This is a genomic window from Abyssisolibacter fermentans, assembly GCF_001559865.1.
Classification (GTDB): Bacteria; Bacillota; Clostridia; order Tissierellales; family MCWD3; genus Abyssisolibacter; species Abyssisolibacter fermentans.
Genome location: NZ_LOHE01000083.1, coordinates 1 through 23,540 on the forward strand (window position 1 = coordinate 1; position 23,540 = coordinate 23,540).

General features: G+C 28.1%; 21 protein-coding genes and 1 pseudogene. 1 reads left to right on the plus strand and 21 read right to left on the minus strand.

Annotated elements, in window-relative coordinates; genetic code table 11:
• The first annotated feature begins 446 nt into the window (after nucleotides 1-446).
• Entirely contained in the window at nucleotides 447-1,043 is a 597-nt protein-coding gene (gene yyaC, locus AYC61_RS16515) for a spore protease YyaC (protein ID WP_066505114.1), read from the plus strand.
• A 22-nt stretch (nucleotides 1,044-1,065) separates the two neighbouring features.
• On the opposite strand, the gene AYC61_RS16520 is transcribed toward yyaC, so the two are convergent.
• The 21 genes and pseudogenes from AYC61_RS16520 to mnmG all read right to left on the minus strand — a co-directional run bounded on the left by AYC61_RS16520 (nucleotide 1,066) and on the right by mnmG (nucleotide 23,531).
• Nucleotides 1,066-1,335, minus strand: a complete 270-nt coding sequence (locus AYC61_RS16520; RefSeq protein WP_066505116.1) for a YkuS family protein — start codon at nucleotides 1,333-1,335, stop codon at nucleotides 1,066-1,068.
• Between the two features lie 67 nt (nucleotides 1,336-1,402).
• Nucleotides 1,403-1,912 carry a DUF4446 family protein gene (locus tag AYC61_RS16525; protein ID WP_066505118.1) on the minus strand — a complete coding sequence of 170 codons (510 nt, stop codon included), beginning with the start codon at nucleotides 1,910-1,912 and terminating at the stop codon, nucleotides 1,403-1,405.
• Between the two features lie 170 nt (nucleotides 1,913-2,082).
• Entirely contained in the window at nucleotides 2,083-3,222 is a 1,140-nt protein-coding gene (locus tag AYC61_RS16530) for an aminotransferase class V-fold PLP-dependent enzyme (RefSeq protein WP_066505126.1), read from the minus strand.
• A 383-nt stretch (nucleotides 3,223-3,605) separates the two neighbouring features.
• Nucleotides 3,606-4,382, minus strand: coding sequence for a formate/nitrite transporter family protein (locus tag AYC61_RS16535; protein WP_066505128.1), 777 nt, complete (start codon nucleotides 4,380-4,382; stop codon nucleotides 3,606-3,608).
• Between the two features lie 465 nt (nucleotides 4,383-4,847).
• A complete protein-coding gene (gene fdhD, locus AYC61_RS16540) occupies nucleotides 4,848-5,627 on the minus strand; it encodes a formate dehydrogenase accessory sulfurtransferase FdhD (RefSeq protein WP_066505131.1) in 780 nt (259 codons plus the stop codon).
• A gap of 17 nt (nucleotides 5,628-5,644) precedes the next feature.
• The gene (locus tag AYC61_RS16545) at nucleotides 5,645-6,253 is read right to left on the minus strand and encodes a molybdenum cofactor guanylyltransferase (protein WP_066505134.1); all 609 of its coding nucleotides are present in this window, start codon (nucleotides 6,251-6,253) and stop codon (nucleotides 5,645-5,647) included.
• Between the two features lie 86 nt (nucleotides 6,254-6,339).
• Entirely contained in the window at nucleotides 6,340-9,015 is a 2,676-nt protein-coding gene (gene fdhF / locus AYC61_RS20780) for a formate dehydrogenase subunit alpha (protein ID WP_082760022.1), read from the minus strand.
• A gap of 614 nt (nucleotides 9,016-9,629) precedes the next feature.
• On the minus strand, nucleotides 9,630-9,761 hold the full coding sequence (locus tag AYC61_RS22120) for a hypothetical protein (protein ID WP_275935260.1): 132 nt from the start codon (nucleotides 9,759-9,761) through the stop codon (nucleotides 9,630-9,632).
• Nucleotides 9,762-9,809: 48 nt separating this feature from the next.
• On the minus strand, nucleotides 9,810-10,058 hold the full coding sequence (locus tag AYC61_RS16560; RefSeq protein ID WP_066505148.1) for a TIGR04076 family protein: 249 nt from the start codon (nucleotides 10,056-10,058) through the stop codon (nucleotides 9,810-9,812).
• Between the two features lie 160 nt (nucleotides 10,059-10,218).
• Nucleotides 10,219-11,964, minus strand: a complete 1,746-nt coding sequence (locus tag AYC61_RS16565) for an NADH-dependent [FeFe] hydrogenase, group A6 (protein WP_066505152.1) — start codon at nucleotides 11,962-11,964, stop codon at nucleotides 10,219-10,221.
• A gap of 52 nt (nucleotides 11,965-12,016) precedes the next feature.
• On the minus strand, nucleotides 12,017-13,810 hold the full coding sequence (nuoF, locus tag AYC61_RS16570; protein ID WP_066505155.1) for an NADH-quinone oxidoreductase subunit NuoF: 1,794 nt from the start codon (nucleotides 13,808-13,810) through the stop codon (nucleotides 12,017-12,019).
• Between the two features lie 183 nt (nucleotides 13,811-13,993).
• Nucleotides 13,994-14,362 (minus strand): (2Fe-2S) ferredoxin domain-containing protein, encoded by a 369-nt coding sequence (locus AYC61_RS16575; RefSeq protein WP_066505163.1) that lies wholly within the window; start codon nucleotides 14,360-14,362, stop codon nucleotides 13,994-13,996.
• A gap of 74 nt (nucleotides 14,363-14,436) precedes the next feature.
• On the minus strand, nucleotides 14,437-14,928 hold the full coding sequence (locus AYC61_RS16580; RefSeq protein ID WP_066505166.1) for an NADH-quinone oxidoreductase subunit NuoE family protein: 492 nt from the start codon (nucleotides 14,926-14,928) through the stop codon (nucleotides 14,437-14,439).
• Nucleotides 14,929-15,646: 718 nt separating this feature from the next.
• Complete coding sequence (locus AYC61_RS21725) at nucleotides 15,647-15,829, minus strand: IS3 family transposase (protein WP_202906860.1); 183 nt, start codon at nucleotides 15,827-15,829, stop codon at nucleotides 15,647-15,649.
• Between the two features lie 8 nt (nucleotides 15,830-15,837).
• Complete coding sequence (locus tag AYC61_RS21730) at nucleotides 15,838-16,053, minus strand: hypothetical protein (protein ID WP_202906861.1); 216 nt, start codon at nucleotides 16,051-16,053, stop codon at nucleotides 15,838-15,840.
• A gap of 598 nt (nucleotides 16,054-16,651) precedes the next feature.
• Nucleotides 16,652-16,807: pseudogene (locus tag AYC61_RS22310) on the minus strand (IS3 family transposase); the annotation flags it as partial.
• 1,221 nt (nucleotides 16,808-18,028) lie between these two features.
• Nucleotides 18,029-18,886, minus strand: a complete 858-nt coding sequence (locus tag AYC61_RS16590) for a ParB/RepB/Spo0J family partition protein (RefSeq protein ID WP_066505169.1) — start codon at nucleotides 18,884-18,886, stop codon at nucleotides 18,029-18,031.
• 14 nt (nucleotides 18,887-18,900) lie between these two features.
• On the minus strand, nucleotides 18,901-19,659 hold the full coding sequence (locus tag AYC61_RS16595) for a ParA family protein (RefSeq protein ID WP_066505174.1): 759 nt from the start codon (nucleotides 19,657-19,659) through the stop codon (nucleotides 18,901-18,903).
• A 331-nt stretch (nucleotides 19,660-19,990) separates the two neighbouring features.
• A complete protein-coding gene (noc, locus tag AYC61_RS16600; protein WP_156456502.1) occupies nucleotides 19,991-20,791 on the minus strand; it encodes a nucleoid occlusion protein in 801 nt (266 codons plus the stop codon).
• Nucleotides 20,792-20,908: 117 nt separating this feature from the next.
• The gene (gene rsmG, locus AYC61_RS16605; RefSeq protein ID WP_066505182.1) at nucleotides 20,909-21,628 is read right to left on the minus strand and encodes a 16S rRNA (guanine(527)-N(7))-methyltransferase RsmG; all 720 of its coding nucleotides are present in this window, start codon (nucleotides 21,626-21,628) and stop codon (nucleotides 20,909-20,911) included.
• Complete coding sequence (gene mnmG, locus AYC61_RS16610; protein ID WP_066505183.1) at nucleotides 21,621-23,531, minus strand: tRNA uridine-5-carboxymethylaminomethyl(34) synthesis enzyme MnmG; 1,911 nt, start codon at nucleotides 23,529-23,531, stop codon at nucleotides 21,621-21,623. The genes rsmG and mnmG overlap by 8 nt, the downstream gene beginning before the upstream one ends.
• Between the last annotated feature and the right edge of the window lie 9 nt (nucleotides 23,532-23,540).

Here is a 23,540-nt window from a genome sequence, read left to right on the forward strand (position 1 = left end):
CGACCTTCTCTATAATATCATCTAACAGATATTTTGTCAAGACTTATTTTTTCTTTGCTGTTTTTGTCAGCTCATATATAGTATCATGAATTCTGTATTCCGTCAATAGTTTTTGTTCTTTTTTTTTCTCCACATAGCAAATAACTTACCCTCAACTTATATAAACGTGTAAATATACTTATTTATAAAGAATTAGTGGGATTTTATTTTTAACTATGCTTCGAAATTATTAATTATTATATTGTCTTGTATATAATAATCTAATTACTAAATGCATAAAAATATATTAAATAACTAGTTTTTATATCATAATCATAATTTTGAATAAATTAATTTGTTATGGAAATAATCTTATTAATATAATGAAAACAAATATTTTATCCTCAAACAAATTTCTATTAAAATTCATGGAGTAGAAATTTATTACTTTATTTAAGGAGGACAATATGAAACTACCCTTTGGAACTATAAAATCAAGTGTTGATTCAAATTCAAATAATGCTAAACTTAAGTTTAGTACTATTTTATTTGAAAATTTATGCCATCTTTTTAATGATACTTATACAGATTTATTAATTTTATGTATTGGAAGCGATAGGTCTACCGGTGATAGTTTAGGACCCATAGTTGGATATAATTTATTAAAATATCCATTAAATAATCTTGTTGTACTGGGTACATTAGAAAAACCTGTGCATGCTAAGAATTTAGAAGAAACAATACACTACATTGATCAAAATTTTGATAATCCGTTTATAATTGCAGTAGATGCATGTCTTGGTAGATATGAAAGAATTGGTTACATATCTCTTAATTATGGACCTTTACGACCTGGCGCTGGTGTTAAAAAAACGCTACCTGAAATAGGTAATATTAATATAACAGGTGTTGTAAATATAGATGGTTTTATGGAATATACAATTTTACAAAACACTAGATTAAATACAGTTGTAAAAATGGCTGATATAATATCCTCCTCATTAAAAAATGCTATTTGGAAATTTTCTAAAAAATGCATCAAGAATTTTGAAGAAGATATATAATCCTTCGGTATTATTATAAAAACTAAAATAATGAACTATAAGTTTTATGCTTAATAATATAGTCTATTTCTTGTATAGTTTTACCTTTAGCATTTACAAGTAAAACATTTTCATTGTTATCATTAGTTAAACTTGTTATTTGATTATAATAGTCAATATCATAGCCATCCGCTTTATAAATAAATACATCATATCTTTCATTTAAATCTGTTGTTACAATGTCATATCCTATTTTTTCTAAACTTAACTTTATTTCATCTAATCCATTTTGTATTAATATTTTTTGTGTCAATAAATACACCCCCAATAGATATATAAAATATTATTATCATTAGGGGTGTATTTTATCCATATTCTTTTTATCGCATGTCTCTATTATTCACAGCAATTTTTATAGCTTCTAATTCTTCTTTAGATAAGGTATATTTAGTCTTACAATTTTTTATTGGCTTACCATACATACTGCATCCATCTCTACCGTATAAGCTTGAAATAACTACACCATCTAGGTTATCATCTAATAAGGCTAATGAAAAACTTAAATCGCTACCCATATCATCAAAAGCATTATATCTAATCATACCTGTATTTTGAAGAGTTAATTTAAGTCTCTTATCTAAATTATTGCATGTTTTGTCTACATTCCTCAATTGTTCTTTTACATTCTTTACTTCTTCTAAATGTTCGAATAACATATCTTCTAAATTTATACTGTCAACACCACTGAGTAATATATTGTATTTTTTTTTCAATTTAGAAATACGTATTTGATTATAACAATTTAGAAATAATAGAACAATACTAATCATGATAAGAGCTAATAAAATAATGTCATTGTTATTTTGTATGAATTTTATTATACCGTCCATATTGTATCTCCTTTATTTAATATTATATACCTTATTAACTATATAATATTTGCCTACTCTTATCAAGAAATATATACCTATAAAAGATTTTTTTATCTTAAAACAACGGAAGCAATTACGTAGTAATTGCAACACACCGTTTCAACAAGGCAGGAGACTCTTGTGCCTTGTTATAATTCTTTTATTATAGCCCTTATAGCTTTTACTGTTTCGTCAATTTCTTCGTGTGTATTAAATAATCCTAAGCTAAATCTAACAACTCCTTGCTCAAAAGTACCGATTGTTTTATGTGCAAGTGGTGCACAATGTAATCCAGGCCTAGTACATATATTATACATACTATCTAGTAAATAACTAACTTCTGATGAGTCTTGATTTTCTATATTAATAGATACTACAGGCGCATGTTTTTCAATGTTCTTAGGTCCATAAATCATAACTTCATCTATTTTTAAAAGTTCTTTAATAAAATGTTCTGTTAACTCTACCTCATGATTCCTTATATTTTCTATTCCCTCATTCATAATATATTTAACTCCTGCCCCTAATCCTATTATTCCAGGTGCATTTGGTGTTCCGCTTTCATATCTGTCCGGTAATATTAAAGGTTGAATCAATTCATGTGATTTACTTCCTGTTCCTCCTTCTTTCAATTGAACAAGTTCTAAACCTTCTCTTATAAATAATCCTCCTGTGCCCTGAGGTCCAAGCAAACTTTTATGTCCTGGAAAGGCTAATAAATCAATATTTTTGTTAACATCTATATCATAAACACCTGCCGTTTGGGCTGCATCTACCATATATAATATTCCATGCTTCTTAGCTATATTGCCTATATTATAAATCGGCATAATACTTCCTGTTACATTCGAAGCATGTGTTGTTATTACCATTTTAGTATTCTTTTTTATACTCTTTTCAATATCTTTCAAATCTATGAGTCCTTGCTCATCACAGTCAATAATTGTTACTTCAATGTTTTTATTCTTTAATGCCATTAATGGTCTTAATACAGAATTATGTTCCATACTGGTTGTTATGACATGATCGCCACTTTTTAATATACCTTTGATAGCAAGATTTAAGCTATCAGTGGCATTGTGTGTAAAAATAATATTCATAGGATCTTTAACTCTAAAAAACTCTGCTATTGTTTCTCTTGCTTCATATATACCTCTACCAGCTTTCAAAGCTAATTTATGTCCAGATCTACCAGGATTGGCTCCATATTCAGTCATTGCTTCCATAATAGTGTCATATACCTGTTTTGGCTTTGGAAATGATGTAGCTGCATTATCTAAATATATCATTTTTTCGCCTCCAAATTATATTCTCTTAATCATCATAATAAAAACAAAATAAAATATCAATAGATTCCTAATTAATATAATCTATTATAAATATATATCTTATTAATATTTTTTATAACACATAGAAAATTATATAAACTTATTAATATTGTATGATAGTATAATTTGCGTTATGTTATGGCTAAGTCTTACTTTAATCTTCATGCAAGTTTTTTTATTATCCTTATATATAAAAATTAGTCTATGATACATAATCGAATACCAAGCTGGTACTTTAAAAAATAATATGTAATGATAATCTATTAAAAATAACTACCTCAAAATATGTTTTGAGATAGTTATTTAGGGGGAACTCCCCTTTAAAAAATAGATTTATCTATTTTTTATTTATCTTTAGCATAACAGATATAATAAACTATTGGTACTATTATTGCGCCACCTATTAAATTCCCTATTGTAACAGGTATTATATTGTTAATCCACATTTCCCCCCAAGAAAAACCAGCGCCTATAAATTTACCCATAGGTATAAAAAACATATTAGCAATACTATGTTCAAATCCTGATAGTACAAAAATCATAATCGGGAACCAAACTGCAAGTATTTTACCAGTAACATCTGTAGCTGCTGTCGCCATCCATACAGCTAAAACAACTATCATATTACAGAGAATAGCTCTAGTAATTCCCTGTAATAGTGTTAAGTTATTAACTTTTGCACTAGCTATAGCTATAGCTTTTTCACCTACAATACCTGTATATAAGTTTGTCTTACTCAATATATAAGCTAAGAATATAGAACCAATAAAATTGCCAATATACACGATAATCCAGTTTTTAAGCATTTTAGAGCATGTAATTTTCTTTTTCATGAGAGCTAAAGTCATTATATTATTTCCAGTAAAAAGTTCTGCACCTGCTATTATAACTAACATAAGTCCAACTGGGAAAACTGCTGCTCCGATAAATTTAGCTAGTCCAATATCTATTTTTCCCAACGTTTGTGTTACAATTATATAGCCATGTGCACCAAATCCTATAAATAAACCTGCAAATATACCTAATAAAAGCATTTTTATGCTTGGCAAATTAGCCTTTTTAATAGCTGTTTCTATCGTTTTATTAGCTACTTCTTTTGGACTTAATAATGTTTTTTGCATAAAATCCCCCTCTTTGCATTTTGTATACAGTTAAAGCGTTAATGCTTTAACTTGGTTTAAATTTTTATATTACACTTTATCAATCGTTATAATTAATAAATATAATCTGTTTATTCATGTAATTTCTAATAATATACTATTTAGCTCTTATAAATGAACTTGAAGACAATCCAACTCGATATGCCCACCATTTAATGAATATCTTACAACCATAATCCAAAACCTAAAATCTTTAATTTTATGTGAATTTGTTTAACCATTCGAAGATGAACTCGATTGATAATAATATTTAATTTCTAAGAATAACCTGAGTTTAAGACTATTGTATATAATCTTTTTTATGATTTAATAATATTGTTTTAAATTATAACTACGAAATGAAACCATTTTCAAAGCCTATATATAGGATACCATATTTAGCATAGTATTGTTAAGTTATTATTTTACTTTTGAGGCTTGAATTTACTACATTATGAAGTTGTCATATTTTGTATATATGTTCATTTTTCTTCCTCTAGCAAATCCTATTATCATAATATTTAATTTTTCAGCTATTTGAATAGATAAACTTGTAGGTGCTGATCTTGAAATAATAGCTGGAATACTACATTTTGCTACTTTTTTAATTATTTCCGAAGATATTCTACCACTAGTTAAAATATATTTATCTTTAAAATTAATATCATTTAATATTGACCATCCTATAATTTTATCCATTGCATTATGTCTCCCTATATCTTCCTCGAATCTTATTATTTTCTTATTATAACCTAATGCACAGCTATGAACTCCTCCTGTTTCTTTAAATAATATGGATTGTTCATTAAATGCTATCATAGTTTCAATAATATTGTTTTTATTTAATAATATTTCATTGTAATTTTTTTTAGACTTAAACTCTATAACATTATACAGCAAAGTTCCTTTTCTACAATCTAATGTCATTGTTTTTTTTCCAGATAAGTTATGACTAAATTTATTAAATTCAGTAAGCTCGACAGATACAGTGCCTTTATTCTCATCAATATTTATCTTTTTTATATCAGTTTTTAAATTTAATAAACCTTCAGTAAATAAAAAACCTACTGCTAAATATTTTATCGATTTTGGTGTGCATAGTAATGTACTAATCTCAATTTCATTAACAAAAATAGTATATGGTTTCTCTATTATTATGTCATCATGTTTTATAATAGCTTCATCTTTATCAACCTTTAAAATTTCAAGCTTAGTTTTCTCTTCCATAATTAATCCTCTTAATTTTATTTTACTTCATTAATATAAACTTTTAAATCTTCTTTTGTATTTAAATTTAAGAACATATTCCAATTCGAGCTAAATTTTTTAGCTACTGCTTCTTCAATATACTTGCAATTTAAACTTTTTAGTAAAAAATATACTGCTTTATTCCCATTTATTAAATATTGTTCAACGTTTTTTAAGATAGATATATTGTAAAATGCATTCATTGGCTCTATCCAATTTCCATATTTAGTTATACAGGCATGTACATTTTCTTTTTTAATTATATCTTTCATATATCGTATATAATTTAAGTTAATATTAGGCATATCACAGGCTGTAAAATATACATATTTACTTTGAGCTTCTTTTAAACCTTTATGAATTCCACTTAGAGGTCCTTTACCTGCTATTTCATCTTCAAATACTCTTATGTTATATTTACTATAAAAATTTGGCTTATTAGTGATAATAACTATATCATCAAACTCATATTTTAATTTATTAATTACATTGTCTATTAAATTTGTGTTGTTTATTTTTAAAAATTGCTTATCGAAGCCCATTCTCAAACTTTTCCCTCCAGCTAAAATTACACAAGTTCTAAAAATATTATATTCAACAGTCATAGCGTAGTCCCTTTCTGCTTATTTATAATGTACAAAAATAAAATGTATTAACAGCCTATTTAATCACCTAATGTTACTTAATAAAATTATTTCTTAACTATTTTTACTGAACTTACTTTTAGTTCTGGGATTTTTGATATCTCATCTAAATGTGTTCCTGTTAAAATATTAGCAGCTCCGCTAGCAAAATGAAACGGCATAAAAACAATACCACGACTAATAGTACTAACTACTTTAACTTTTGTTTCTATAGTACCTCTTCTGGATGAAACTTGAACAATGTCACCATTATGTACACAAAGACCTTTTGCATCAAGTGTATTAACCTCAATATATGATTGATTTGATTTTTTATTTAATCCTTCTACTCTACCCGTCATACTTCTTGTATGATAATGATATAAAATTCTTCCTGTTGTTAACATAAAAGGATAGTCTTTATCTGGTAATTCTGCACTTTCACGATATTCCTGCGGTATGAATAGTCCTTTTCCTCTAGCACATTGTCCTTCATGTAAAAATTTAGTACCTTTATGTGTTTTATGAAGACAAGGCCATTGTAAACCTTTTTGTTCAATTCTACTATAATTTATCCCACCATATTGAGGTGTTACTCTAGATATTTCATCCATTATTTGAGATGGATGTGTATATTCTTGTTTGTATCCTAATTTGTTCATTATATCTATTAAAATTTTCCAATCAGCTTTAGAATTTCCTACCTCATTTATTGCTTTTCTCACTCTTTGAATTTTTCTTTCAGTATTTGTAAATGTACCATCTTTTTCAGCAAATGTACTTGCCGGTAGGACAATATCTGCCATTTGTGCAGTTTCAGTTAAAAATATATCTTGTACTATTAAGAATTCTGTTTTTTCTAATGCTTCTTTAACATGGTTTATATCTGGATCAGATATCATAGGATTTTCTCCCATAATATATAAAAGTTTTGTATCACCTCTTCTAGCACTATCCATTATTTCAGGTATAGTCTGGCCAACTTCCTTAGACATGCCTGTTACATTCCATGCTTTTTCAAATTTTTCAATTGCATTTTCATCAGATACCTTCTGATAACCCGGTAAATTATTAGGTAGTGCTCCCATATCACAAGCACCTTGTACATTATTTTGCCCTCTTAATGGATTTACCCCTGCTGATTCTATTCCAATGTTACCACATAATAATGCTAGGTTAGATACACTCATAACTGTATATGTTCCTGATTTATGCTGAGTTATACCCATTGCATAATATATACCTGCATTTTTTGCTTTTCCATATATTCTAGCAGCCTTAATAATATCTTCTGGATTCACTTGGCAAATCTTAGCTGCTCTTTGTGGTGTGTAGCTTTCCACCAAATCTACTAATTTTTCATAATCTACAGTTCTATCTTTAATATATAGTCTATCCTGTAAGCCTTCGTTAATTATTACATTCATCATTGCATTTAACAACGCTATATTGGTGCCTGGTTTGATTTGTAAGAATACATCAGCATCATTTGCTAAATCTATTTTCCTTGGATCAGCAACGATTAATTTTGCTCCTTTTGCTTTTGCTTGTCTCATCTGTGCACCTATAACTGGATGATTTTCTGTTGTATTAGATCCAATAACAAAAATAACTTCGTTTTCTCTAATTTCTTCTATGCTATTTGTCATAGCTCCACTTCCTAATGTAGCTGCAAGACCTGCAACTGTTGAAGAATGTCAGAGTCTAGCACAATGATCTATATTGTTTGTTTTAATAACTCCTCTAAAAAGTTTTTGAAATAAATAATTTTCTTCATTAGTACATCTTGCAGAACTTAATCCTGCAATTGAATCTCGTCCATAATTTTTAATAGTATCTTTTATCTTATTCGCTATTAATTCATATGCTTCTTCCCATTCTGCTTCGACCAATTTATTATTTTTTCTTATTAATGGTTTTTTTAACCTGTCTTTATGATTTATAAATTTGTAACCGAATTTTCCTTTTACACATAATAATCCATCATTTGAATGCCCTTGTACAGGGTTTACTCCTACAACTTTATCATCTTTTACGAGTAGCTCCATTTGACATCCTACACCACAAAATGAACATGTTGTTTTTACTTTTTTAACTTCCCATAATCTAAACTTTTCTTTAGACTTTGGCATTAATGCACCTACCGGACATGCAGATACACAATTACCACATGAAACACAATTTGTTTTATTAATACCCATTTCAAATGGCACAGTTACATGTGTTTTAAAACCTCTTTCACTAAAGGTTAACGCTTTTGTATTTTGCAATTCGTAACATATTCTTACACACTTACCACATTCAATACATTTATTTAAGTCAACATAAAAGAAAGGATTGCTATCATCAATAGGATAATTCTTTTTCTCACCATTAAAAGTTGTTTTTTTAATATCATACTTATAACAATACTCTTGTAACTTACACTCGCCTGATTTAGGACAAGTTAAACAGTCATCAGGATGGTTAGATAACATCATATCTAATATTTCTCTTCTTGCTTCTATAACTTTTGGGCTATGAGTATGTATTTTCATTCCATCTGTTGCTATTGTAGAACAAGATGTAGGTAAAGTACGCATCCCCTCGACTTCAACTATGCATAACCTACAAGCAGAATGTGGCTCTAATCTTTCATCATAGCAAAGCGTTGGTATTTCTATGTTTAAATTTCTACATACTTGTAAAATTGTTTCTCCTTCATTAGCTTCAACTTCTCTATTATTAATGGTTAATTTGATCAATTAAAATACCTCCTTTTCTATTATTACCATATAATGTAGTGCACTATAAATCTATAATTTTTATGTCTTGCATGTCTATTAAAGTATTATCATATTATATCAAACTATGTTGAAAATAATAAAGATGTAATGTAATATACTGTATACATCTTGTTAAAATTATAACATTATCTCATAAATATTACAATATAGTATTTATTTATTACTATAGAATCTTTCATTTTTTCGTTGTCTTAACCTTTATAAAAGTATTAAATAATTTTATAAATTAATAAACTATTGTAGTTATGATCGTAAGTACATTATGTTTCAATGAATTTATATGTTTTATTAGAAATTCCGAAAAATTTATGTTAATAATATAACATTTTTAATGAAATCCATAAAACTTTCATGATATAAATTTAAAGCAGTAACATCTGAATAACCTATTACTATTTTAGGATTTTTAATTCTTCATAATCTAGGTATGAAAAAAAATTTTTAATTCATATCATCTATTATAGACATTATACATTTTACTTTGTGATTTCTAATTAAGCTATTTAATTCTCCAGCTCTTTCTCTAATATTACCAGACCTATAAAAATCATATTTATCTGTTAGATTTACTTCTATAATATAAACCCCTTACTCTCAGAACTTTTTAACTCTTTTATATCTTTTAGGATATAAATATGTCGCTGAAGATGATGGCGAAAAATACCTATTGAACCTCCTGCTTTTAGTCTTTGTATTTCTTTCATCTTATCCACCCCTAAATTGTTTTTGTTAATATTTAAAACGAACCTAATTTATTCATCTATCAATTCACCTTTAATTAATACTCTTCCATTGTCAGGGCATCTCATTTGAAATGTTCTTGCTCTTGTATTTCCATAATCTAAATCACCGTTATTTAGCAGTGTATAAATACTAGGATATATACTTTGCCATAATTCATGACATATTGGAGGACATATATCTTCAACTATAAAGATATCTCCTTTTTTGTGATAGTTTCCTCTGCATTTACTTTCTAATATTGTCAGTTTAACTTTCAAATTATTTCATCCTTTCTATTTTTGAAATTATATTTTTTCATATTAACTTACAAATCCTAAAGCCATTATAATAATGCTTTTTTATTAAAAAATATGTAAAAAGCTCTATTCAGTTAAATAACTAAATAGAGCTAATTTTTCAAATTAATTCATTGTAGATTTATAGAGGGTAGCATTCTCTTTTTACATAATGAGTGTGTAAAAGTTCATGTGCTTTATGACTATTTGGCTTTTCGAAATATTCATCATAAACTTTTTTAATCATAGGATTTTTATGAGATTGTCTTATAGCTTTGTCTGCATCTTCATCATATAATGCTTTTGCTCTTTCTTTTCTAACATCTACATTCATTTTAATTTTTGAACTTACATGAGGCTGTCCTCCACCATTTACACAACCACCTGAGCAGCCCATGATTTCTATAAAGTGATATTGCTTATCACCTGATTTTACTTTTTCTAATAATTCGCTTGCACAACCTGTACTATGTGCAATTGCAACATTTACATCTAAGTCTCCAATTTTAACTGTAGCTTCTTTTATTCCTTCTACTCCTCTAACCTGAGTAAAGTTAATTTCTTTTAATTCTTCTTTTGTTATTACTTCATAAACTGTTCTTAATGCTGCTTCCATAACTCCACCTGTAGCACCAAATATAACAGCAGCTCCTGTTGATTCACCAAGAACTGAATCAAAATCTTCATTTGGTAAATTAACAAAATCCATTCCTGCTTGTTTAATCATTTTTGCAAGTTCTCTAGTTGTTAATACTGCATCTACATCACTATTACCATTATGTGATAATTCTTCTCTTCTAGCTTCGAATTTCTTCGCAGTACATGGCATTACTGAAACCACATATATTTTAGAAGGATCAATATTGTTCTTTTCTGCATAATATGACTTAACTACTGCACCCATCATTTCATGTGGTGATTTACAAGTTGATAAGTTATCTAGAAAATCTGGATAATAATGTTCACAATATTTTATCCATCCTGGTGAACATGATGTAATCATTGGAAGTTTTCCACCATTTTGAATTCTGTTTAGTAATTCTGTTCCTTCTTCCATTATTGTAAGGTCAGCTGCAAAATCTGTATCAAATACTTTATCAAATCCTAATCTTCTTAACGCAGCAGCCATTCTTCCTGTAACACGTGTTCCCATAGGTAAACCGAATTCTTCTCCTAAAGCGGCTCTAACTGCTGGAGCTGTTTGAACAACAACATGTCTATCGTCATCTTCAATAGCATCCCATACATAGTCAATTTCTTGTTTTTCTCTTAACGCTCCTACTGGACATGAAACAATACATTGACCACAATTAACACAAGGAGTTTCTCCCATTTGCTTGTCAAATGCTGGAGCAACCATTGTCTCAAAGCCTCTATTTACAAAATTCAAAATTCCTATCTTTTGAACATTATTACATACGCTTACGCATCTACCACATAAAATACATTTGTTTGGATCTCTAACTATTGATGGAGAAGAAGTATCTACTGGTCTTACAGTTTTTTCTCCTTCAAATTCTATGTCAGTAACTCCTAATTCTTCACATAGAGTCTGCAATTCACAGTTATGATTTCTACTACAAGTTAAACATTCTCTTTCGTGGTTAGACAGAATTAATTCTAAGTTAGTTTTTCTTGCTTCTCTAACTTGTTTAGTATTTGTTTTAATAACCATTCCATCAGCAACTCTTGTTACACATGATGCTTGTAGAGTTCTAGCTCCTTTTACATCTACTAAACACATTCTACAGGCTCCTGTTGCACTTACATCTTTTAAATAACAAAGAGTTGGTATTTTGATTCCAGCACTATTAGCTGCTTCAAGTATAGTATCTTCTGCTGGAACTTGAAAAGTTTTCTCATCTATAGTTATGGTAACCATACCCATTATATACACCCCTTACTTCTAATATTTTATATAGAAATTATCGTACTAGTAATTACCCTAACTTAATAGCATTAAATGGACATTTTTCCATACATGCTCCACATTTAATACATTTATCTTGGTCTATACTATGTGGTTTTTTAGCTTCGCCTGAAATTGCTCCTACTGGACAATTTTTAGCACATAATGTACAACCTTTACATATATCCTCTTGAATATTATAAGCTAATAATGCTTTACAGTTTCCTGCAGGGCATTTTTTATCTATTACATGTGCTTCATATTCATCTCTAAAATAATGTAATGTAGATAATACAGGATTTGGAGCAGTTTGTCCAAGACCACATAATGCAGATGTTTTAATATTTGCAGCTAATTTTTCTAGCTTTTCGATATCTTTTAGTTCACCCTTACCACTTGTTATCTTTTCTAATATTTCAAGCATTCTCTTAGTACCTATTCTACATGGTGTACATTTTCCACAAGATTCTTCAACTGTAAAATCTAAGAAAAATCTTGCTATGTCAACCATACAGTTATCTTCATCCATAACGATCATACCACCAGAACCCATCATTGATCCTAATGCAGTTAATGAATCATAATCAATAGGTGTATCTAAATAATCAGCTGTAATACATCCACCAGATGGTCCACCTGTTTGAACAGCTTTAAACTTCTTACCATTAGGTATTCCACCACCAATATCAAAAATAACTTCTCTTAAAGTTGTTCCCATTGGTATTTCAACAAGTCCAGTGTTATTGATTTTTCCACCTAATGCAAATACTTTTGTTCCTGGAGACTTTTCAGTACCTATACTTCTAAACCATTTAGGACCTTTATTAATTATTTTTGTTATGTTAGCGTATGTTTCAACGTTATTAATTAATGTTGGTTTGCCCCACAAACCTTTATTAGCAGGATAAGGAGGTTTATTTCTTGACATGCCTCTTTCACCTTCGATTGAAGCTATTAAAGCAGTCTCTTCTCCACATACAAATGCTCCTGCACCAAGTCTAATTTCAATATCAAAATTAAAATCGCTACTAAATATATTCTTGCCCAAAAGTCCTTTTTCTCTAGCCTGATTAATAGCTATCTCTAATCTCTGTACAGCTATTGGGTATTCCGCTCTAACATATATAAAACCTTGATCAGCTCCTATTGCATAACCCGCTATAGCCATTGCTTCTATTACACAATGTGGATCTCCTTCTAATATACTTCTATCCATAAATGCTCCTGGATCACCTTCATCAGCATTACAAATAACATATTTTTGATCTCCTTGAGCTTGAGCACAGAAATTCCATTTAAGACCAGTTGGGAATCCTCCGCCTCCTCTTCCTCTTAGACCTGATTCTTTTATTACGTCAATAATTTCAGTAGGAGTCATTTCTGTTAATACTTTACCTAAAGCCATATAACCATCTACTGCAATATATTCATTAATATCTTCAGGATTTATAACTCCACAATTTTTTAATGCTATTCTTGTCTGTTTTTTGTAGAAATTAACTTCGTTAACAGATTTAATTATATCTTCTTCTTTAGCTCCTTTGTATAAAAGATGCTTAACTATTCTTCCTTTTAATAAATGTTCTTGAACGATTTCATCAACATCTTCCAAACCAACATGGCTATAGAATGCACCCTCAGGATAAACAACTACAATTGGACCTGCTTCACATAATCCAAAACATCCTGTTCTAACAACCATAACTTCTTTATCTAATCCAGCTTCTTCTATTTTTTGTTTCATCTTTTCTTCTATTTGATCAGATTTAGAAGATGTACATCCTGTACCTCCACAAATAAGTACATGTGCTCTGTAAAAATCCATCTTTCTACCCCCTTTAGAATTAGAATTGTCTATATAACCCTTATTATTTCTATAATTTTGAATAGTGTACTGTATAATTCTGAATTATAAGATTCCAGTGAATAGATTTAATGGACATCTTGTATTCAGAAGGATTTAGTTGAATATTTGATTTCCTACGAATAATCTGGGTTTAATTATAAACTACTTTTCATATGCTCCTACAGTATATTCTGTGACTACGTTCCCATTTACAATATGCTCTGTTATAACTCTTTTAGCCTTTTCTGAATCCATGTGAACATAAGTAACCTTTTCTTCACCAGGTCTGTATACTTCTACAATTGGTTCTAAACGACAAACACCAATACATCCAGTTTGATTAACCATAACATTACTCAAATTTCTTTTATTAACTTCTTCTAATAATGTCATTAAAACAGGTCTAGCACCAGCTGATATACCACAAGTTGCCATACCAACTACTATTCTTGTTCCATCACTATCATGTCTAAGCTGTACCTTTTTCTTAGCTTCTTCTCTGATTTTTTTTAATTCTTCAAGAGATTTCATATACTTACACCTCCATTATTTAACAATCAACTTATTAATTTAATAATAATCTTAACTTGTACTGTTAATTATAACTATTTGTCTTTATATTTTGCTATTATACCAGCTACATCTTCAACTACAAGTTTTCCATAAACATCATCATTAACAGTCATAACTGGAGCTAAACCACAAGCTCCTATACATCTTGTTGCTTGTAATGAGAATTTTTTATCAGGTGTAGTTTGACCAACTTCGATACTTAGTTCATTCTTAACTTTATCAATTAAACCTTGTGAACCTTTTACATAACAAGCAGTACCTAAACAAACTGAAATTGTATATTTACCTTTTGGTATTAATGTGAATTGAGAATAAAATGTAGCAACACCATATATTTCAGATAATGGTACATTTAATTCTTCAGATATAATTTTTTGAACTTCTATTGGTAAATATCCAAAAACTGATTGTGCCTTATGCATTACAGGCATTAAAGCTCCTTTTGTTAATTTTTTTTCATTAATGAATTGTTTTAATTCGTTAATTTTACCCTCATTTTGTTCCCAATTAAACTCAAAAGACATTATTAACCCCCCTATTAGTTTTCTTAATTTTCTAATAATTTAACCTTATTACGCGCAATAATACTTAGTTTAAAAATTTAAACTAAGTATTATCTCTCTAAAAATAGGCTTTGCAGAAGATAAAATAGAAATTTTGTATATTTAATTATAATGTAACTATTCAACAATAAATAAAATATTGAATTTATAATTTAATTTATATAAAATAGTTAATTTTAAAATCTTTCTATTTATAGTTTGTATGAATAACTATAAACCATACCTTATTTTTTACTAATACCTGATTTATTGATAAATATATGTCAAATTAATATAGTAATATTACTAGATTAATTATAACGTCTCTGTTTAAAATTTGTCAATGATTTGAGCGAGAGAATACTGTATACAAGACATGTTTCGATAGATTTTTGAAATATTTAATAATATGAAAAATATTTGTGTTTCAGAAATGAAATAATTGTAATAAATAGTTGATTTAATTTGTAATTATTGGATAAAAACTGATTTAATTACATATCACGATTACAATGTAATCATGATATCATTACAAGATATTTTAATTTTTTGTAATATTTTTAACACAGTAATTTTTGTACATCTATATTGTTAAGATAATTAATATAATAGTTCTTACAAATGTATTGTTTTAGACAAAATAAAAAATAACGTTAGATTTAAAGTGGTACCTTTGTTAAGGACAAATTATAAAAAAGAGTTAAGGAGTCATCTTCTTTAAGTTCCATTGATAACGATAGTTGTTGTAATACACCCTATAAAGATTTATCTTGACTTTCAATTCTTCAAATGATTTACAGGATTTATAGTCAACCTCATCTTTTAAACTTCCAAAAAATAATTCCTGTGGGTCATTATCCCAACAGTTGCCTTTTCTAGACATGGGTTAATCTAAGCCATATTTTTTAAAAGCTTTTGGTAACGTGAACTGGTATAATGACTACCTTGATCATAATGAATAAATACTTCTTCATGCAATGTGATTTTCTTATTATTCATTAATTTATGAATAGCATTAGTTGCTATATCTAAAGTAATTCTATCAGAAACTTGATAAGCTAAAATTTCATTTTCAGAAGCATATTTTGTTGTCGATAAGTAAGCCATGCAATTTTTCCCATACGGTAGATATGCTATATCAATTAATAATACTTTATCAGGTATTCCTTGCTTGAATTCTCTATTTAATTTAGTCAGAACTACCTGATGTTCTTTAGTTGCTTTTGCAATTCTCCTATATGGATTTGGTTTTCTATGTGGACAAATAATATTAAATTTCCTCAGAATTCTTCTAATACGTTTCCTGCTATATTTTATATCAAATTCTGCTCCAAAATCATTTATGTAACGTGTACCTTTCTTACATCCTCGACGATTAAAGTCTTTTAATATGATATCTCTTACCTTTAAATCTATTTTTTTCTCTTATCATTCTTGTATCGGCTGCTTTTTAATAGCTACAATATCCAGAGTGAGATACTCCTAATAATTCACAAAAATATTTCATTTGTTTTTAGTGTCTTGCTTTCGTTTACCAGCCTCCTTTCTGTCACGTCTGATTTTTATAATAAAGTCACCTGCGTCTCCAGTAGTTTGATTTTAGTTTCCTTTCTTTGAATAATTTCTCGAGGTGAAATTTCACGTTCTAAAAGTCTTCAAGAAGCTGTTTTGCGTGTATCTGTCAATCCAATAATACTATTTTGTATTAAGTTTTTTCCCGCCTCCAAGCAGATTGTTCAATTCGTTTTACACCTAATACATTTACATTGAATCCATTTTCCTCAAAGATTTGTCTTGGTAATCTTCCAGCTAAATATTCTTCCATATATTTCTTTTTGAAATCATCTTTATATGTAATAGCTAATTCACTAACATTTTAACATTTGGATTTTTCTTAATGCTTTAATATCTTTTTGTGAAAGGGCTAAGTTTCATTCATTCAATAACACCCACTAAGTACTGTTCATATAAATTAGTACTACTTCAAGCATTTATAACTCTATAAAAAGTTATTTTCGAACAAATTTCGACTATCTTTTCACACCTTCTTATAGGGCAACACATAATCAGATTTCTGATATAATTTATCCAAATCCTTAATGATAATTCCAAACTTGATAAAGTGGAATTTTCAAAACCACAAAACAATTGATGCATAAATAAGTTTGCTTTAAAAGCAAACTTTCACTAGAAATTGTAATCTTCAATTACAGCATACATTTAAATCAATTTATTATGAACTTTATTATATATTTCAGTCACTTTCGTATTACATTAAATTTACTAATTTCTAATTCGAGTTTACTATGTCTACAAACCCTTACCTCAAAAGACCTTAAATATTTGCTAGATTTCCTTTAATGAACAAACTTAAAACAATTAGTAGAATAACTACATATATACAACTGTCTTTTACACTATGTAGTTTAACAACTAATTACTAATTACTGATTAATAATTTTTATTGAAAGAATTAGATTGTTTTTTCTACCATAATGTATTAATAAATCAACTCACTGTTTCTATCATTTCAATTTCTATTAGAGTTTGTTATCATACAAAAATATATAAATTTTTTATAATAACTACAATACTACAATTTTGAATACATTTAATACCAGTTTGGATATTAAACATAAATTTGCATTATTAACTAATAACCTTGTAGATACTAGGAGACATGCAGCGTTTCTTTCTAAGAAATATTGGTGTACATTTTTTTCCCTAAATTTATACTAATAGGTAACACCTACTCATTTCATTCCTAGCAGTAAGTGATTCACGAGAAATATAGATTTCTGTTCTCTACTCAAAACATGGACACACACCGCCGTAAGAGAAAGATTCCTACATGGCTCCTTCGCCACATATTAGAGAGATAAAATAGATTTAAATAATTTAATTTTTAATAAAAAAATTCCAAAAGCATTGTTTGGATTTTACACTATTATAGATAATAATTATATATTCGACTATATATCCACAAAATAAATTTACACATCTAATTTATAGTTTAATTAAATTATTCTTAATTAGATAATAAAATAAATGTTTCACGTGAAACATTTATTTTATTAGTTATTTATTTTGTTATAATGTCGATTATTCTTTTTAAATCTTCTTCATTATAAAATTCTATTTCGATTTTTCCTTTTTTCTTTTTTGTGTTCACAATAACCTTTGTACCAAGTAATTTCATTAAATCTTCTTCTAAAGCTTGTATATTTGGTTCTTTATATTTAATTACTTTATCAGCTATTTTATTATCACTTTCATTGATTTTCTTCACTAAATTTTCTGTTTCTCTTACACTTAGCCCTTTTTTTTCTATTTCACTAGCTATTTCATTTTGTAAACTTGAATCTTTTAACATTAGTATAGCTTTCCCATGTCCACCACTTAACAATCCTTCAGTAATTTTGTTTATAATTTCATTTTCCAATTTCAAAAGTCTCAAAATATTAGTAACATAAGAACGACTCTTTCCAACGACTTTTGATAAATCATCTTGAGTTAAATTGTATTTCTTAGATATATTGTCATAAGCTATTGCTTCTTCGATAGGATTTAAATCTTCTCTTTGAATATTTTCAATCAAAGCCATCTCAGCAGATTTAATATCCTCAACTTTTTTAATTATACAAGGAATTTTATCTAAACCAGCTAATCTGGTAGCTCTCCATCTTCTTTCTCCAGCAATGATTTGATATCCATTCTTTTTTTTTCTAACAATTATTGGTTGAATAACTCCATGTTCTTTTATTGACTTTGATAATTCATCAATAGAACTATTATCAATAAATGTTCTTGGTTGATCTTTATTTGGTTCTAGTTTATTAATATCTAAGTATTCAATTCTGTCTTCTGAATTTATTTCTTCAATATTTCCATCAGGTATTAGTGCAGATAATCCTCTTCCCAATCCTCTTTTTTTTGTCAAAACTATCACTACTCCTATCTATTCATGAATTCCTTAGCTAGTTCAGTATATGCTATAGCACCTTTTGATTTTGCATCGAAGTCAGTGATTGCTAATCCAAAGCTCGGTGATTCAGCTAATCTAACATTCCTTGGAATCAATGTATTATATACTTCTTCTTTAAAATAATTTTTTACCTGTTCAACTACTTGCTTTGATAATATTGTTCTACTATCATACATATTCATAATTACGCCCTCAATTATAATATCTTTATTAATACTTTTTTTCATCAATTTTATAGTATCTATTAATTGACTTACACCCACTAATGCATAATACTCACATTGTATTGGTATTATTACACTATCAACTGCTGCTAAAGCATTTATTGTAAGCATTCCTAAAGATGGAGGACAATCTATGAAAATATAATCATAATCGTTTTTTACTTGATTTAGAACTTTTTTTAAAGTCAATTCTCTATTTTTTCTATTAGCCAGTTCTACTTCAGCTCCTGCTAATTCAACATCTGATGTAACAATATCTAATTTATCTATGTATGTTTGTATAATTGCTTTTTTGGTATCGACTCCATCTATAAGGCAATCATAAAGAGAATATTCTACTTCGTTTTTATCAACGCCCAATCCACTTGTTGTGTTACCTTGAGGATCAATATCTACTACTAAAACTTTTTTATTAAGTTTAGCTAAACAAGCACTCAAATTAATATTTGTTGTTGTTTTTCCAACTCCACCCTTCTGATTAAAGATTGCTACGCTTTTAGACATCCTTCTTCCTCCAATTTTTAAATTAAGCTATTTAGGTCTTCTTTTTATTATATATTCCATTCTATTTTTTAAAATTCCTTTATTTATTTTTTAGTTTTCAATAACTTCTCTATAAATAATTATAAACCAAAACACTATAGTATTACCATACAAATTCAATATATTTTTTAAATCATTTATATTCTTAAGAAGTAATTAAGAAATAGCTTCATTATTATAAATCTTCTGTTATAAATATCATTCAAATTTTATATTTTTACGCTGTACCTCATATTCTTTACTTTTTTACATAAAAAAAATACTAAATCATCTAGTGATTTAGTATTTTTTTTTATTGTTTATTTTTTGGAATTTTAACCGTTACTTCAACAAAATCACCTTTATCAACTTGTTGATATTTAGCATCTATTCCGCTCTGTTTTATTGCATCATATGCATTTCTAAGTGTATTAAGATATATTCTAAAATTAATCATACTCTTTATATTTTGTTTTGCTTTTGGCTCTTTTTCCTTAACCATATCTTCAAGCATACCCTTAATTAAATCTTCTGTTTTCTTGACAGTTAAGTCATTCTTTATCACTTTTTCAATTACTGCCATTCTTAATTCTTCTACTGGTAACTTCAGAAGTGCTCGTCCATGTCTTTCAGTTAAATTATTATCTATTAATAATTTCTTAATTTCATCAGATAATCTTAAAACCCTTAATTTGTTAGCTATTGTTGATTGATTTTTACCAATCTGCTCTGCTAATTCATGTTGTGTAAAATTATGATCTTCAATTAAACTTTTATATCCTTCTGCCTCTTCTATGAAATTTAAATCTTCTCTTTGAAGATTTTCGATTAAAGCGATAACAGCTGTATCTTTTTCACCCATATTCATTATAATTGCAGGTATATAATCTAAACCAGCTATTTCAGATGCTCGCAATCTCCTCTCTCCTGCAACAAGCTCATAGCTACAATCATTAATTTTCCTAACACTTATTGGCTGTAATACTCCATACTGTTTTATAGATTGACTAAGTTCTTCTAAGGATTTCTTACTGAATTTTTTTCTTGGTTGATATGGATTAGGCTTTATGTTTTTTATACTTACTTTCACAACCTCTTCACCTAAAAAACTCATACTTATCATCCTTCCCCACTTTAATTCTGTTTTAATAATTCTTCTTATTGCTGTAATTTTCCTTCTTTAAAACTAATTTTTAATAATTTTCGTTATACATTATTTCCTATATATTTCCTAAATAATAGGGTTTTTCTTTGGAATTCCAGGATTTCTTGGATATTTTGTCGAAGTATTGCTAATTTTCTTTATAACTATTAAAGAATGCACTATATTATCTAATGGTAATATTATTTTTTTTACTTCTTCAATTTTACAACCTAATACTTTTATTGCTTTACTAGCTTCTTCTACTTCACTTTCTACATCAGGACCTTTCATTGCAATAAAATATCCACCTTTTTTTACAAATGGGATACAATACTCACATAGTATATTTAATCTCGCTACAGCTCTTGATACTACGATATCGAATTTCTCTCTGTATTCTTTATCTCTAGCTAACTCTTCAGCTCTACTATGCTTACATTTAACACTTTCTAAATTCAACTCATTAACTAAGTGACTTAAGAAATTAATTCTCTTATTTAAACTATCCATCAAAGTTAGATCAATAGTTTCATTTACTATTTTGAGAGGAATTCCTGGAAAACCTGCACCAGTACCAACATCTATTACTTTGTCATTATCTTTGATATATTCAAGTTCTAATATCGTTAAACTGTCAATAAAATGTTTAATTTCTATATCTTCATCCTCTTTTAATGCTGTTAAATTCATCTTTTTATTCCACTCTTTTAATATTTCCTTATACTTATCAAATTTTTCTATACTTTTTTCATCTAGACTAACATTAATTGATTTTGCTGAGTCAACCAAATATTTTACTTTATTCAATATTTCCACTCCCGCTTTTTAATCTTCTTTGTTGTTCTAAGTATATCAATAAAACATTCACATCTGCTGGAGATACTCCTGAAATTCTAGAAGCTTGACCAATTGAATCAGGGTTTATTTTATTTAGCTTTTGTCTTGCTTCAATCCTTAATCCTTTTATATTATTGTAATCAATATTTTCAGGTATCTTTTTGTTTTCCATTTTCTTAAATTGGTCAATTTGTTTTAATTGCTTTTTAATATATCCTTCATATTTAATTTGAATTTCTACTTGCATTCTTATTTCCCTTTTTAAACTCGGTCTTTCTTTGTCTAAAACTTCTAATAACTCATAACTTACCTCAGGTCTCTTTATTAAATCAAATAAGGATATTGGTTTTTTTAACGCAACAGAACCAATACCTAATAAAATCTTATTAGTTTCTTCGCTTGGATATATTGTTATATCATTTAATCTTTTCATCTCTTCACTTATTTGATTTTTCTTTTCTTCAAACTTTAAAAACCTTTCCTCTGTTACTAAACCAACATCATAACCTTTCTTTGTTAATCTTAAATCAGCATTATCTTGTCTTAATGTTAATCTATATTCTGCTCTTGAAGTCATCATTCTATATGGTTCATTTGTTCCTTTTGTCACTAAATCATCTATTAATACACCTATATATGCTTCCGATCTATCTAATATTAAAGGTTCCCTATTATCTAATTTTCTAACTGCATTTATTCCTGCAACTATACCTTGTGCTGCAGCTTCTTCATACCCAGAACTTCCATTAATTTGTCCAGCAAAGAACATATTATCAATTACTTTATGCTCCAATGACCTTTTCAATTCTGTAGGGTCTATACAATCATACTCTATTGCATAAGCATCTCTCATAATTTCAACATTTTCCATACCATCTATTGTTCTTATCATTTTTAATTGAACTTCTGCTGGCAATGACGATGAGAATCCTTGAACGTACATTTCTTCTGTTTTCGCACCTTCAGGTTCTATAAATAATTGATGTTTATTTTTATCAGAAAATCTAACTACTTTATCTTCTATAGATGGACAATACCTTGGTCCAGTGCTTTCTATTTTTCCGGTATATAATGGTGACCTATCCATGTTATCCTTAATTACTTTATGAGTATCTAAATTTGTATATGTTAAATAGCATGGAATTTGATCAATTTTAATTTTATCAGTCATAAATGAAAATGGTATAATTTCATTATCACCATCTTGTCTTATCGTTTTTTCAAAATCAATACTCTTTTTATGTACTCTACAAGGTGTACCTGTTTTAAATCTTCTTAACTGTATACCTTTTTCTTCTAAAGAGTTTGATAAATATCTTGCAGGCATCATATCAGCGGGACCTCCTTCATAGTCCAGCTCTCCAATATATATCTTGGATTTTAAATATGTACCTGTTGCTAATATAACTGATTTAGTTTCATATTTAGCTCCTGTCTTAGTTACAACATCTGTTATATTATTGTCTTTAGTTTTTACACTTATTACTTCTGCTTGTTTCAAATCCAAATTTTCCTGATTTTCAATAACTCTTTTCATACTTCTCTGATATTCACCTTTGTCAGCTTGAGCTCTTAAAGAATGTACTGCCGGACCTTTAGAAGTATTTAACATTCTACATTGAATCAAAGTCTTGTCAATGTTTTTGCCCATTTCTCCACCTAATGCATCTATTTCTCTAACTAAATGTCCTTTTCCTGTTCCTCCTATAGAAGGGTTACATGGCATAAAAGCTACTGCATCTAAACTAATTGTAAGTAATAATGTCTTCTTATTCATTCTTGCTGCTGCTAAAGCTGCTTCACATCCAGCATGACCTGCTCCCACTACTACAATATCATATTTTCCAGCATAATATTCTTTAGGATGATACATATAAACACT